The sequence below is a fragment of the bacterium genome (assembly GCA_013360195.1).
Classification (GTDB): Bacteria; Electryoneota; RPQS01; order RPQS01; family RPQS01; genus JABWCQ01.
The window spans coordinates 1-15,227 of sequence record JABWCQ010000003.1 but is presented as its reverse complement, the minus strand read 5'-3'; the positions used below and the strand labels follow the sequence as shown (position 1 = coordinate 15,227).

Genomic DNA, 15,227 nt, shown 5'->3' with positions numbered 1-15,227 from the left:
GATGAAACCATCGGGGGCTTTGCCAATCAAAAGTTATGCGGTTACTCTTTCCGTCCGATCTCCGGCAGAGACGCTCTGCCCAAAACCGTGCCGTCCGTCGCCACCACGTAGAAGAACTTCCTTACAGAACCATCATAGGTAATCAACAGCGACGTTCCGGGTGTAGTTCCTTCCAGCGTGTTGTACGGACCTTGGCTGTCCGTTGCCGACCACAACTCATAAAACGGAGCGCCTGTCCCCGTCCAGATGAATTGCAGTTGATTCGTCGTCGGCAAATAATAAATCGTCAGGCTCGTCGGAGGATCAAATGAACCGACCGTGAAATTCACCGGCACGTTCACTTGTGCTTCGTCCGGATCGTTGCTTGACACCTGAAGATTGCCTGTGTACGTCCCTGCAGGCAAATCACCAGCGTCAAACGTCACGTCCACCGTTACGCATTGTCCCGGCTCAACTGTGCCCGATAGAGGCGGAGTTATCGCCAGCCAATCCACCGCCGCTTGGTACTGAATCGCCAAATTCGTGTGCAAGTACGCCGCGTTGTTCACCACTTGCAAACCGTCTGTGCCTGTCGGGCTGTTCAGTCCCACTGTGCACGTGGTCAATCCAACCGATCCCGTTACGAAATCCTCATACTGCACCACGATTCTTCCGTTCGCGTACAGCATTATCTGGAACGTGTAGAAGTCACCTGTACCCGGATAATGCGCAATTCCGTCCCATTCAATGATGAAACGATTGTTCGCCGCATCGTGATACCGGTATACAGTGCCGCCGCCCGGCAGGTAAAGGTCATCCCAGAACGCCGCAATCATGCCCAATGGAGCCGAAACGCTTGGAATCGCGAAATTCGAGTACTGCGCGCTTGCCGGTCCAAAATGAATATTGCCGTTTGAGGAGACATTCACGGAAGAATAGTCGGTTCCGTAGAAATTGAATATGAATGGCAGCGTCACGTTAACGACTTGATCGTCTCCTGTCAATCCCACGTTCGTGCCGATCGCGTTGATCTCAACCCAGTTGTACGTCGGGCCGCCCGGCTCGTCCGAGTCAATCCACGTGTAACCGAATGCGTCCGGACCTCCCTGCGCATCCAACGGAGATCCGCTCGAACGGTCCTCTACATCTGCAACAGGCTTCTCACCACGGTTAATGGCCTCGATGAGCAGTATCTCTTCTTTGCTCATCTCGATTGTCACTGGCATCGTCGCGCTTGACAACGCAACTGCCGGTGTAATCTGATCCCAAACAATGTTCCAAGTCAACGGACATACTCCCGTATTGCAAATCTGAATCGAACCTGTGTCCGTGCCGCCAAGCGGTGCGTTGCCTGAAAGCGACGCAGGAGTTACTGCGATGTCAGCCGGCCCAAGGTCGCAGCCCTGACCCGTTGTAAACAGAATCACTCGACCATTCGCCAGCCCTTGCGCGTTTGCGTCATACGAACCGTTGCAAACATATTGCGAGAATGCTCCGGCCGCTGTCTTGATTCCCACCGTGCTGCTGCCCAGAAGTGACATCGAGTTGTACTGAACTGCGATGTGGTTGTCTCCCGTCTCCGACGGATAGAAACTCTGATCGTACACGATGATTTGGAACTTCTCGTTGTTGCCTTCGCCGCAGCAATGGCAAACATTGTAATACTCAACGATCAAACGGTTATTCGCGGCGTCGTAGTACGTCGCAAGTTCCGCCGTCGAGCAAGCCGTATACAGGTCATCCCAAAACGCGTAAATACCCGCCGGCTGAGAATTCGGGAAACAAATGTTTGTGAATGCAATTGAACTCGTTCCAAACGTCATCATGCCGTTTGAACTCAGATAGTACTGAGTATACGTTGTGCCGTAGAACTGGAACGCAAACGGGAAATTGTACGGACCGCTTGGGCAGTCGTCACAGCTTTGGCCGGTGTCCGTTCCCGGGCCGCCGGCCGATGGGGCAATTTCAAACCACGAGTAGGCGGGACCGCCGCCGTCGCCGTTCTCGCACATATAATATCCGTACGCGTCCGGCTGGCTGCATGAATAGATGGGATCGGAAAGCAGCGTGAAATTCCGCGTTGTCGCCGCACCAATGACTACTCCGTTTACCTGATGAGGTGCACAGCCCGCGCCGGAAGCACGCATGTCGTACGTTCCCTGCGGCAGTGTAATCGAATAGAATCCCGCGCCGTTTGTCGTCGCGTCAGGAACTGGAGTTCCCAGCACCTCAACCGTTGCACCCACCGCAGGACCACCGTTGCAATCCGTCACTGTGCCCGAGACCGTTCCCTGCGGCGCCAGCGATAGATTGAAATTGCGCGTCACGGTGTCGCCTTCCACTATCGTGAATGACGTGGACGTCTGCGATATATATCCGAACGCCGAAGCGACCGCCGTGTAGGTTCCTTCCTGCAGCGCCAGGCAATACGAACCGTCCGCTTCGGTTGTCGTCGAGTTTGGCTGTCCGGTAATCGAAACCGTTGCGCCCGCTATCGGGTTGTTCGATGCGTCACGCACAACACCGCAAACACGGCCCAATGCCGAAACGGCGACAACTGCGTCATAAGCGTCAATGAAACCGTGTCCATACTGATTGTCCTGCCCTGCCGGACCGTAATCAATCGCCGTCTGCATGATCGCGTCTTTAATCGTAATATGATCGCAGTTCGGACACGCTTCACGCATCAGCGCAACCACGCCTGCCACGTGCGGACCCGCCATCGACGTTCCGGAATAACCGCTCGAGTAACCGCCGCCGGGAACGGACGAATACACATTGACGCCCGGTGCGGAAATTTCCGGCTTGATGTTGTCAGGTACTGCCGGAACGCAGGGAGTTGGTCCCTGACTGGAAAACGATGCCAACGGATACGGCGCCGGGAAATTCGTAGCATCTACCGCGCCGACGGAGAAAATCTGATAAGCATTAATGGAATAAATCGCCGGGCTCCGCAGTCCGCTCGTGGACTCATTTCCCGCCGACCAGGTAATCACCGGACCTGCTGCTTCACAGTTCAGGATCACCGTATTCCACAAGTCGAAGCACTGCGCATAGCCAAGGCCTGTGAACACGCCCCAACTATTCTGAATCACATCCGGAACATCGTCCAGCGAACCCGGATTGCCGTCCGGATCCGCAAACCACTGATAGTCCGCGATGATATCATTGTCAAACGGCGCGCCAACACCCTGATTAATCGAGTTCGTCGCAATCCAGCGCGCATTCGGCGCCGAACCTACCGTGTTCGTGTCGTTGCCCGAAATCGCGCGGCCCGTGATGGTGCCCATGACGTGCGTGCCATGCCCGTTGGCGTCGGCAGGCGTCGGGTAACCGCCCAACGCATCGCGCCAGCATTCTGATACTGGCTCCGTATTACCTCTCCAGCGCGAGGCCAGAGCCGGGTGAGTGCCTTCCACACCGGTGTCACAGTTCGCCACCAGCACACCCTGACCCGTGATACCAAGTACTCTGTTCACTTCCGTGGCACGAATTGCGTCTTGCCCCGGAGTAGTTGTTTCTGTGTCAAGTGGATTACGCTCCGGATCGCGGCCTTCCGTGATAATCGGCTCGATGAGCTCCGCACGGAAATTCTCCGTCACGTATTTCACATCCCCGCGATTCCGCAGCGATTCGATAAAATCCTTGCTCGCGTGGATGACAAACAGATTCTCAATCCAATACGCCGTATATCCGTTCAGCTCGCCGCGCGCCTTCGCCGCGTCAAGCTCTCCGCGGAATGCCGGCTGTGTTTGGTCGGCGTTGTACTTCAATGCCGCCAGAACTTCCTGGTGGCGCTCGGCCAGACTCGCCTTCCGTGTGTGCAGCGCGAAGTCCAAAGCCCGAATGTCAATCGGACTCTCCAAAATCACAATCGCGCTCACAAAATCCTTGCCCTGAGCCTTCTCCAACTCGTACTCCAGCGCCGGGGAAAATTCCGCCGCCTTTGCGCTGGTCACCCAGAAAACCAGCAGCATAACCATCAAAATCCGGGACCCTTTGCTCATCGTGAGACCTGCCTCTCTTGATATCGGTAATATCCATTTCGTGGGAATTCCACGTCCATGAAACTTATCGTATTTCCGAGCAGTTGTCAACAGTCCGAATATCTGTTCACAAACTGACCGGAAACGTCCTTTTCGTCAATCAAACGAAAACAAAACTCATCGCCAGACTTGTGCCAAAATCCATCGCTGTTTATAAAGAAGTTAGTGTGTAAGTTTCTTCACACGTCTTGACTGTGCAAAATACGCACATCCTCGTAGAGAGGCACACTATCAGCCCCAGTTTTGCAGACCCGAAAGCGTCCTGACCAAAGCTCGCTCTCACAACGCCGCCTGCGCCCAACACCGCGACCTGCCCGCCAAGGGAGTTGATCACGATCAACTCGACTTCCCGCTCATTCGCAAGCCAAGAGGAACCGTCACCGGGTTGAGTAGTCTCGGTAGGCTCCTTGAAAGTATAGATTCTATCACAATTCCTCTGGTCACGGTCGGTAGCGCGATTTCGCTTGCAGGATGCACGACACAATGAACTTCACAGAGTGCCTCTCCCTATTCTCAAATCGGGTCACTGTTACTAAACTGCTTAAACCTATATTTTTGATACCACGCAACTATACTTATTACACCTTCTTTGCATACTGCAATCCGCAAAAGTTTACCATTACTATCGATTTCTGTTTTACGGAATCCGTTGACGATGTATATTTATGGTGAACTTTGAGTCGGATAATCTAAAAGGAGAGAAACATGAGAAAATTCCTGACCCTGTGTTGTATGCTTTGTGTGGTTGCCGCCGCTTTCGCTGCAAATTACCGCGATCCGGTGACGCAGGCAATCGATCCCAACGCGAAACTGCTTTCGCTGTCCGCACAAATCGATGCGGCGAAACAAAACGGTCTCCCGACTGAAGACCTGCAGAAGATGTATGACATCCTGACCGGAAAGACCGTTCCGGCCGGAAGACGCACGCAGTCGCTTGACGAATGCCCCGATGCACAGCTCGCTGCGCCCGGCTTCCTGAATGGCGGCACATGCGGCAATGGTAATAGCTGCGACTCGTGGAGCTCCGAAGACTACTCCATCGCGGTAAGCATTCCTTATTCCGGTCTTTGGTCAATCCGTTATGACGGTTTTGCCTATGACCCCGTCCTCTATGTGGGAACAGAATGCTGCCTCGGTGACATTTGCGTCAACGATGACTACAACGGCCTGAATTCAATGTGTCCCTGCATCTTCTTGGAGCAAGGCACGATCTATTTGACCCTTGAAGCTTTCAGTCCCGGTGAATGCGGTTCCTTCCTTGTTTCCGTCACCGAGTGCGAAAGCGGACGTTGCTGCTACATGAATGATTTCGGTGCGCCGGCCTGCGCCGATGTAACCATCGATGAGTGTATTGACCTCGGCGGTGTCTGGGACGAAAACGCCAACTGCGAAGACAACCCCTGCACGATCGGCCGTTGCTGTTACTATGATGACGGTGAACCCGTCTGCGAGACCACCCGCGAAGACTTCTGCGCATACGTGCTCGGTGGCGAGTGGACCGAAGGCGTCTCCTGTGAAGAGGCCTGCCCGGCTCCCGGTGATTGCGGTCCCATCGACCTCGTCTTCGCCGTCGACGTCACCGGCTCAATGGGCAACGCCATCGGCAATGTCGTCAGCGAGCTCCCCAACATTATTATGCTGGCAAATCAGGCGTCTGGAAACGACTTGAGACTCGGTCTCGTCACGTTCACTGATTCCGTCTACACGCATCACAACTTGACCTTCAATCACGCCGCTGTTCAGGCTTCCATCGCAGCACTTGTTGCAGCCGGAGGCAATAGTCTGCCCGAAGCATCCGATGTGGCGCTCCGTGAAATCATCACCAATGATGGTGCCTGTGTGTCTGCGCACTTCACGTCACCTTTCCGTCCTGCCGCCTCCAAAATCATCGTCTTGATAACCGACGCCACCAACGGCGGCTGCGATGACACTCACGACGGTTCTGATATCGCCTTTGCGCATCAACGCGCCCTCGATGCCGCTGGCCTCGGGATTCGTATCAGCTCAGTGTATGTTCCCAATCCGTTCGGCGAATCACCTTTGAACATCCTCCCGGTTTTGGATGATTATGCGGCAACGACCGCCGGCTCTGTACGCATCGTCGCCTCCAACGGCTCCGGCACGGGCGGCGCCATCAATCAAATCATCTCTGACTGCGGCCAGGGCGAACTCCGTCTGTCCTCGGCTGGCGTGACGCTTCGTTGTGACCCCAACGGCGGCGGTATCACCACACCGACCTTTGATGTCCGCGTAACCACCTTGAACGACGGCTCGGCCGCTTGCGAAAACGTCTCTCTTGAAGTCACCAATGTCGGCGGCGATTTCGGATCCGCCGTTTTGAATTCCGCAAATCCCGTTGCGCTCGGCAATCTCGCCGCCAACCAGTCCGTATTCACCGACTTCAATTTCACCATTACACCCGACGGCGACGGCGGTCTCATGATTGTCACGGTCAATCTGACTAGCGACAACTGCCCGCCCAACTTCCTCGATATCGTCATTGAAGTTCCCGACTGTTCGCCGTGCGACGCGGAAACCGCCATCTACTTCTTTGAAGATGACCTCCGCATCCCACCCGCGTGCATTTGCGCCTATCTCTGTCTTGGCGAACCCGTTCACGTCTTTGTCTGCGGAGATGGACTTACGCAAGGCAACTATCCAATTCTGAACATCACGCCCGGCTGCATGACCGAAGATTGCTCCGAAGAGTGTGATCCGGCGCAGTTCCTCTTCAGCAACACCGGTTGGACACTGTGGGGCGATTCCTGCTGGCACAACCTCATCATTCCGCAGTCAGACGGCTGTATCTGCGTCTGCTTCGAGCGTTACCTGCCGGTTGAACTTGCCAGCTTCTCCGCTGTCGGTCGTGACACTGAAATCCAGCTCACTTGGAGAACGGCTTCCGAAACCGAGAACTCACATTTTGAATTGCTCCGTGATGGTCTGATGGCCGCGCAAATTACCGCCACCAACAACGCGTCCGGTTCGACCTACACCTTTGTGGATCGTGCGCTTGAAAACGGCCGCTCCTACCACTATGAGCTTGTCAGCGTCAGCTTGAACGGTGACCGCGCGGTTGCCGGTGAACTGAATGCGACACCGGCCGCGGGTGCTGCCGTCGTGACGGAAATCGCGCTGCATCAGAACTACCCGAACCCCTTCAATCCCGAGACCAACATCACTTTTGATCTCGTGGAAACAGGTGCGGTAACTTTGGACATTTACAATGCCGTCGGACAGAAGGTCGCCGCGCTCGTGAACGGCACGCTTTCCGAAGGCCGTCATACTGTCGTCTTTGATGCGTCCGGTCTGCCCAGCGGTCTCTACTTCTACCGCCTAACCGCCGGTGCGACCACCATGCAGAAGAAGATGCTTCTCCTGAAGTAATCCTTGTTAAGCACATCTTGAGCTAATGCGGCATTTGCCAATCGTTAGCGTACGTTGATAGATCTAAGCGGGCTGGACACGAGATGTCCGGCCCGCTTTGTCTTTGGCAGAGAGCCTCCTTTTTGAGCGCAAATCTTAGCTATTATTCCAGATTGTTCGCTAAAAACGTTGATTTTTAGTGTCTTGGCCCTCTCCACAATAATCCAAAATCTGATACCGACCCCTTGACAAATGGGGGGGGGGGTAGTATTATATTGTGGATAAGCTGGCCGCACGACGCGACGGGCATTATCATCTTTAGGGAGAAAGACGATGAACTGGAAGCTACCTTGCCTTGTGTTGATGTTGGTCTTGGCGATGAATGTGAATGTTTTTGCACAGGGGTGTTCGTGGTGTACTTCGCATACTGATGCATGCTGTGATGGGCACACATCGTTGGACTACACGTTACCTTGTGCAACTTCGCTTATTTATTATCAGTACAATGGATCTGCAAACAACAGGGTTGAGGTTGTACTTTACGATATCACGGGAGGCGGAGAGACCCTATTGCAAGGCGCAGTATCTGGTGCTTGTGATTGCCAGAAAGGGCTACTCTATGACTCTGGTATGACCCCGATACCTTCCGGCAACACGCTCCGTTTCAAGGTGCGCTGTTATGACTGTACCGATGACTGTGATACTGGGAACATTACTGTCAGATTCTATACTCCATCGAGTAACAATTGCGCTCCAAGTTGTGTGGGCAGTTAGGTCATGACTTCCATACTCATATGGGTAGTGATGTTAGCGTGGGCTGGTACGGCCCACGCGGTCATTCACTTTGTGCCGGATGACTTCAACAACTTGCAACAGGCGCTGGATGAAAGCAATTCCAATGACACGATAGTCTGCCGGGCCGGGACGTACCGCGGCCCGTTTTTTGTTTGGGCGCGTAACATCACGATTGCCAGTGAATTTATTCTGACACACAATCCGATTGACATCGCCAACTGCATCGTTCGTCCGAGCAATGGCGCACCAGACAACGGTTGTTTTGTCACACAGCCCGCTGACTCGACGGACACGACATTGCGTATGGTTGGCATAACACTTTCCCTTGGACGCGCCATCACGGTTGGCAACAACAAGGGCGGCGGCATTTACATTCGTAATCGAACGGCGGACATTAAAGATTGTGTATTTAAGTCCTGTCTGGCTGGGTACGGAGGAGCGATCTATGCCGACTCATCGGTGTTAACACTGAAGCGCTGTTTTATGCCAGGCAACGATGCGCTTTATCGTGGTGAAGTCCTGTATGCTCGGCATAGCACAGTCCATATTATGGATTCTGACATTGGCCCGGACGGATATTTCATGCCGCCAAGTAACACTGAAGCTCAGATTGATTTGAATAGCTCTTCTATCACAATTTCAGGCACACACATCCACGGTTTTGGTTACGGTCCCGAGGGCTCGGCAATTTTCTTGCGAGCGTATGATGGATCAGTTGGATATATGCGGTTACACGGTTGTGTGATAGGAGATAATTCCCTCAGCTTTTTTTTGGTCGGTAGTGGTGGCTTAGGTCCAAACGAGTTAACTATTGACTCATGTCTTTTCACTGAAAACTCTTTACCTTTTGGACTGTGGGTTCCGAGTTTCATTGAACGCAATGGCACGACGACAATTACCCGTTGTACCTTTGAAAATTCAACGGTTCCCCCGAACACAGCTGGTGCTCCAATTCTCAATTTTTCACAAACGAGAGCAACCTTCGAATGTGAACAAAACCACTTCCATAACAACTACGGAGGTACTGCGGCATGCATTGGCCTGGGAAATCAATTCAATCCTAGTCAGGGTCGTGTGCAACGCAATTATTTTTCGAACAACTCAAGTTGGGGTTATCCGACTTGGCAAAGTAGAACCATTGGGATGGGGAATGTTGGTGAGGGTGTTCTTGAATTCAACGCATTTGTTGGTAATATCGGTTATGCTGTTTACACGTCTGATTTCTTTTGGCCTACGAGCTACGCCCTCCATAACTTCTGGGGTGATTCTACCGGCCCCTATGAAGCGACCCGCAACCCCGGCGGATTGGGAGACACGACGAATGCGGCGACGATATATGACGAATGGCTGTTGAGCGAGGACGAAATTCCTGACACGACGCTCTATCCGCCGCCGAATGCTGCGGATGATCGCCGCTGGACTGTCCCGAGTACATGGTTCATCTCAAACGTCTATCCTAATCCATTTAACAGCGAATTTCGGATTGAACTCGACGGCATGACGGGAGCGGATTTTGAGGTTCGGTTGTTTGATTTGCTGGGCCGCGAAGTTGCCCTTTTGCACTCGGGCAGAACCCTCCGCGGCTCTTTGTCATTTCAAGCGCCAAGTGATCTTGCCGCAGGAGTTTATTTCTTGCATGCAAAGGATCACCTATATGCGGAAACCAAGAAAGTCTTGTATCTGAAATAGATTCACAAATCGTCCTACTTCTATAAACGCGGCGGCTCATTTAGCCGCCGCGCTCGTTTTTTCCCCCAACCCAATTTGCACCCATTTATTGCTCATACCTCCCCAAAGATATACATTGTGACCCTGTCACGTTAATCCATTCTTTCCTTAAGGATTTGCTGATTATTCAGTCCGGATTCTGCCTTCTCATTCCAAACTCACTATCTCTATCAATTATTGACGTTTGCAAATTATTGGTGCAATTAAAAACATCGAAATTCGTCCGAAAACACCCCTTAATCTGACTGCAAATATCATATTTGCAAGGACATACCCCGGAAACTCAGGTTGCTATTTCCGAGTGTATCTTGTATATTGATGGTGTCTTGAGAGGGTGCAATACCCTTCCCCGGGCAAATAAAACCTCCCCCGGGCGGATTCCCGTCACGTTGGGGATGGTCTGTTTCTTTTTCAATCTGAGCAATCGTCAATTGTGCCGAAGATTCGCAAACGAATCCGGCGCGTCATTTAACGTTAAGTGGAAAGAGCTATGAGCAGAATCACTGCAAAATCTCTCGCGGCATTGGTCATCATTGGGTTCGCCCTGTCAACTGTGACCGTCTTTGCCGAAGATGAAGCCCCCGCCGGCGATCCGACTTACATCGGCTCCGGCAAATGCAAAATGTGCCACAAAGGCGAAAAGAATGGCAACATCTGGGAAACTTGGCTGGAAACAAAACACGCCAAAGCAATGGAATCCCTGATCGCAAAGGGTGAGCAAAACAATCCCGAGTGCTTGGCCTGCCACACCACCGGCTACGGAACCCCCAGCGGTTTCGGTGCCGACACCACGATGCACAACGCCGAAGCCCTCGGCGGGGTGGGTTGCGAATCCTGCCACGGTCCCGGCTCGAATTACAAATCCAAAAAAGTCATGGAAAACCGTGAAGCCGCTCTCGCTGCCGGTATGATTATTCCGACCGAAGCAACCTGCAAGACGTGCCACAACGAAAAATCACCGACCTTCAAGGGCTTCAATTATGAGGAAGCTCTCGCAAAAATCATTCATCATATTCCGGAAGCTCCCGCTGAAAAGACCGAGTAATCCGTTCGAAGTTAACGGAAGCCGGTGCAGCTTGACCAGCTTCGCGACCGGTGCGCCGGCTTCCACCCTTTTATCAATACCTTCTGACTTGGAATTTCTATAAATCATCGCAACTGTTCATGTGAAAAAAATCACATAAACCTGCGCCAAGTGAAGGGGGAAATCAAATGAATATTAATCGCAGAGACTTCTTAAAACTGGCCGGCGTCGCTGCCGTCAGAGTCGCTGCAGGCTCAATACCCGGCGAATCCTATGCCGCGGTAGAAGAGTTCGAGGGTCACCCCGAACGAAAGGGAATCCTCGTTGATACCACCCAATGCATCGGCCTCAATTGCCGCCGCTGCGAACTCGCCTGCGCAAAGGAGCATAACCTCCCCACTCCTGACAAACCGCCCGAAGACCCAACCGTCTTCGATGCGCGCCGCCGAACAAGCCCCACTCAGTTTACCGTCGTTAATCGTTTCCCCGGTGACTCTCCCGATTCACCTATCTACGCAAAAAAACAGTGCATGCACTGCGACGAGCCCGCCTGTGCGTCAGCATGCCTCGTCAAAGCCTTCACCAAAACCGACGAAGGCGCCGTCACCTACGATGCCAGCGTTTGCATCGGCTGCCGCTACTGTATGGTGGCCTGCCCCTTCGACATCCCGACTTATGAATACAACAGTGCACTTCACCCCCGCGTGAGAAAGTGCACTTTTTGTTTTGAAGAACGACTCAAGGAAGGACGTGCCCCGGCGTGCACCGAAGCCTGCCCGCGTGAAGTGATGACCTTCGGCAAACGCGAAGACCTCATTAAACTCGCGCGACAGAAAATTGCCCGCAGCCCCGATCGGTACGTCGAACACATCTACGGTGAACACGAAGTCGGAGGCACAAGCTGGATGTATCTGTCCTCGAAACCCTTCGACCAAATCGGCTTCCGCACAGACCTCGGCACAACCCCATATCCGTCTCTGACTCGTAATTATTTGTCCGCCGCTCCGCTCATTATGGCCATCTGGCCTGCGTTCTTCCTGAGCATATATCTGTTCTCGAAGCGCAAGGACGATCTCGCCAAACGGAACGGCAATCATATTGATGATCATACTCAAAGCGACAACCACCGGGAGAATGCCTGATGCCTACACTGACTGCTCCCGTTGAGCGCCCGCCGCTCATCGCGCCCAATTTCATGCGGGATAAAATTTTCCTCGGCATGACCCCGCGCGAGTATTTCAAAAGCCTGATGACTCCCGGCCATTACATCGCATGGGCAATTCTCGCTATCGGGCTTCCCATTACCTTCCAGCGCTTCACCGGAGGTCTCGGAGCCATTACAAACCTCACCGACAATAACCCGTGGGGTATCTGGATTGGCATTGACGTTCTCTGCGGAGTCGCCTTGGCCGCAGGTGGTTTCATCATCGGCACGATTTCGCATATCTTCGGAATGAAGGAGTACAATCCGCTCGTCAGACCTGCAATCCTCACCGGATTTCTCGGCTACGCGCTCGTCGTCGTCGGACTCGCCTTTGACTTGGGAAGGCCGTGGCGTCTCCCCTATCCGATGTTTGTTTCCCTCGGCACAAGCTCCGTTATGTTCGAAGTCGGTTGGTGCGTCGCGCTGTATCTGTTCTGCCAATTCGTGGAGTTCTTCCCGCCCCTTTTCGAATGGCTCGGTGCCAAACGGCTCCGCGCATGGGCGGTCAAGCTTACCCTCGGCGCAACGGTTATGGCCGTCGTCCTCTCGACTCTGCATCAATCTTCTCTCGGCGCACTGTTCTTAATCGCACCGGGAAAATTGCACCCGCTCTGGTACAGCATGTACCTCCCTGTCTTCTTCATTATCTCGGCCGTCTCGGGCGGCATCGGCATGATTATCATCGAGGCGAGCCTCGCCCATCGCTATTTCAAAATGCAGACCGCTCACATGAGCCATCGCGATCTCGACAAGCTCATCCTCGGTTTGGCCAAAGGCGGAGCGCTGGTACTCTACATGTACTTCTGGTTGAAAATCATCGGCGTCGCGCATGAACATCAATGGCATCTGCTCTTTAGCTCCGGCTACGGACTCTGGTTCCTGTTCGAAATCTTCGGTTTCATTCTCGCGCCTGCCTTCCTGTTCCTGTTCGCCGTCCGTCACTTGAATGCGACCATGGCGCGTGTTGCCGCTGTCTGGACGGTCGTCGGACTCGTGCTGAATCGCCTCAACGTGTCGGTCATTTCATTCAACTGGAACGCCGCCGAACGCTACATCCCGCATTGGAAGGAAATCGCCGTCACCGTGACGATTTTCACGGTCGGTGTGCTCCTCTACCAGTTCATTGTCAACCGAATGCCGATTCTGCTCCAGCATCCCGACTACAAGGGCGATGCCCACTAAGGAGACGATGACAACATGCATACATTACACGAATTCACGCTCGTCACTCAAGCCGGAGAGTATATTGTTGCTATTCTGGGTCTGCTCTCCTTCGTTCCCTTCTGGAAGGCTTTGAACTCGCGACCCAAACGTCATTAACCAACTATATTGTGGCGGAGAAATCCGGCCATGCAAATACTTTATACTCTCGCTACACTCCTTGCGCTGCTTCTGTGTAACGATTTCGCCCTCGCCAAAGCACAGCCCGTCAAAGCGACGTCCAATGGCTGCGGCGAGTGCCACGTCTGCAGCACTCCGACCGTTGAAGACCCCTGCCTTCGTGGCTGCCCGCGACCGCGCGCGACTCCCGAAGATTTGAAAATGGGGCCTGATGAAATCATGATTGACGACCTCGAAGCCGAATACGAACCTGTCCGCTTCTCCCATCGTCTGCATGCTGAAATGACTGCCATGGACCGCGGCTGTCAGGACTGCCACCACTTTCAGGAAGTCGGCGGCATCACGGCCTGCAAGAACTGCCATCCCGCGCACATCGCCGATGAGAATCTCGAACAGCCCGGACTCAAAGGCGCCTATCACCGGCAATGTCTCGGCTGCCATCAGGATTGGAGCCACGACACCGCCTGCGAAGTCTGTCACGCCAAAAAGGGACAGGAACTCGCGTCACCGCATCCGCAAATGCCGAAGTCCGGCAGCCGCTTCAAAGGCTTGGTCGAGCCGGAAAAGAAAGTCTGGCACTCCACCTACGGCGGCGGTACTGTCGTGACCTTGTTCCACCGCAATCACACCGAGAAATACGGTATTGATTGCGCTTCATGTCACCATGCTGAAGGCTGTGCCTCCTGTCACGCCAAGTCTGCCGAAACGAAAACCGAAATCCGGCACAGTGAAGAGGCGCTGCACGGTATCTGCAATCAGTGTCACTCTGAAATGAGCTGCGACCAGTGCCACATGAAACAGGAGGCTACTGCCTTCTCTCATGACCGCACCGGCTGGCCGCTCAAATCCTATCACAGCCGGTTGACGTGCAAGCGCTGCCATGGTTCACCGTATCACTTCACGAAACCGTCCCCGGACTGCGCGAACTGCCACAAGAACTGGGACCAGAACACGTTCAAACACGCGCGCACTGGCTTCGCTCTGAATGAGGCTCACGCCGAAATCAATTGCGATGAGTGTCACGTGAATCGCAACTTCGCCGTTGCACCGACGTGCAACTCCTGTCACGACGAAGATATTACCTATCCAGCGTCTTTACCCGGCGCGAAGATAAAGAAATAATCATGAAACGCATTCTTCTTCCTATTCTGCTTCTGGCGTTCTTGGCGCTTCCCGCCTATGCGGGCGACGACGCCGCATGCGTGGATTGCCACTCCGATGCGACGTTGACCCGCACCAACAAGGACGGCACGATTACGTCACTCTGTGTGACCTCCGACTCACTGGCCAAAACGAAACACGCCAAGCTCGCCTGTGTGGACTGCCATGCCGATCTCAAAGGATTCGATGACTTCCCGCATGACGAAGACCTCGCCGCCGTCAATTGCGCCGCCTGCCACAAGGACGTGGCCGCGCAAGTTGCTATGGGCGGGCACGAAGGTGTCTTGAAGTGCGCGGCCTGCCACGGCACGCACAATATGCACCCCATCACCGGAGGTGATTCTAAAGCCGACCGTGTTCGCATTGACCGCTCGTGCGAACAATGCCACAATAGGATGCATTCGCCCGTTCGCGGACGAACCGCTGCCTACGAAAGCTATGATGTCGGCATTCACGGACGGCTTGCGAAAGCCGGCAAGGAAGGCTTGCCCGGCTGCACCGAGTGCCATACCGCACACTCCGTTCACTCCGAGGACCGCTTGCCTGCAAAATTGGAAGAAGCATGTTTGAACTGCCACACGGA

At 53.8% G+C, this 15,227-nt stretch carries 8 protein-coding genes; 7 read left to right on the top strand and 1 reads right to left on the bottom strand.

From position 1 onward, the window contains the following. Positions 1–41 precede the first annotated feature (41 nt). Positions 42–3,986 carry a S8 family serine peptidase gene (locus HUU59_03590; protein ID NUO18509.1) on the bottom strand — a complete coding sequence of 1,315 codons (3,945 nt, stop codon included), beginning with the start codon at positions 3,984–3,986 and terminating at the stop codon, positions 42–44. A 744-nt stretch (positions 3,987–4,730) separates the two neighbouring features. Here HUU59_03590 and HUU59_03585 point away from each other — a divergent pair. The 7 genes from HUU59_03585 to HUU59_03555 all read left to right on the top strand — a co-directional run. Next, complete coding sequence (locus tag HUU59_03585) at positions 4,731–7,412, top strand: T9SS type A sorting domain-containing protein (GenBank protein NUO18508.1); 2,682 nt, start codon at positions 4,731–4,733, stop codon at positions 7,410–7,412. Positions 7,413–8,168: 756 nt separating this feature from the next. Then, positions 8,169–9,875 (top strand): T9SS type A sorting domain-containing protein, encoded by a 1,707-nt coding sequence (locus tag HUU59_03580; GenBank protein NUO18507.1) that lies wholly within the window; start codon positions 8,169–8,171, stop codon positions 9,873–9,875. Positions 9,876–10,404: 529 nt separating this feature from the next. After that, entirely contained in the window at positions 10,405–10,959 is a 555-nt protein-coding gene (locus tag HUU59_03575; protein NUO18506.1) for a cytochrome C554, read from the top strand. Between the two features lie 167 nt (positions 10,960–11,126). After that, positions 11,127–12,080: a 4Fe-4S dicluster domain-containing protein gene (locus tag HUU59_03570; protein ID NUO18505.1), complete on the top strand. Its 954-nt coding sequence runs from the start codon at positions 11,127–11,129 to the stop codon at positions 12,078–12,080. Between the two features lie 77 nt (positions 12,081–12,157). Then, on the top strand, positions 12,158–13,324 hold the full coding sequence (gene nrfD, locus HUU59_03565; GenBank protein ID NUO18504.1) for a polysulfide reductase NrfD: 1,167 nt from the start codon (positions 12,158–12,160) through the stop codon (positions 13,322–13,324). A gap of 168 nt (positions 13,325–13,492) precedes the next feature. Next, the gene (locus HUU59_03560) at positions 13,493–14,605 is read left to right on the top strand and encodes a hypothetical protein (protein ID NUO18503.1); all 1,113 of its coding nucleotides are present in this window, start codon (positions 13,493–13,495) and stop codon (positions 14,603–14,605) included. A gap of 2 nt (positions 14,606–14,607) precedes the next feature. After that, on the top strand, positions 14,608–15,227 hold a 620-nt coding region (locus HUU59_03555), incomplete at its 3' end, for a hypothetical protein (GenBank protein NUO18502.1).

What these genes read in the sequence shown, in the direction of transcription:
- HUU59_03590 (NUO18509.1), bottom strand. Translation starts at nt 3,986, where the DNA reads ATGAGCAAAGGGTCCCGGATTTTGATGGTTATGCTGCTGGTTTTCTGG.
- HUU59_03585 (NUO18508.1), top strand. Translation starts at nt 4,731, where the DNA reads ATGAGAAAATTCCTGACCCTGTGTTGTATGCTTTGTGTGGTTGCCGCC.
- HUU59_03580 (NUO18507.1), top strand. Translation starts at nt 8,169, where the DNA reads ATGACTTCCATACTCATATGGGTAGTGATGTTAGCGTGGGCTGGTACG.
- HUU59_03575 (NUO18506.1), top strand. Translation starts at nt 10,405, where the DNA reads ATGAGCAGAATCACTGCAAAATCTCTCGCGGCATTGGTCATCATTGGG.
- HUU59_03570 (NUO18505.1), top strand. Translation starts at nt 11,127, where the DNA reads ATGAATATTAATCGCAGAGACTTCTTAAAACTGGCCGGCGTCGCTGCC.
- nrfD (NUO18504.1), top strand. Translation starts at nt 12,158, where the DNA reads ATGACCCCGCGCGAGTATTTCAAAAGCCTGATGACTCCCGGCCATTAC.
- HUU59_03560 (NUO18503.1), top strand. Translation starts at nt 13,493, where the DNA reads ATGCAAATACTTTATACTCTCGCTACACTCCTTGCGCTGCTTCTGTGT.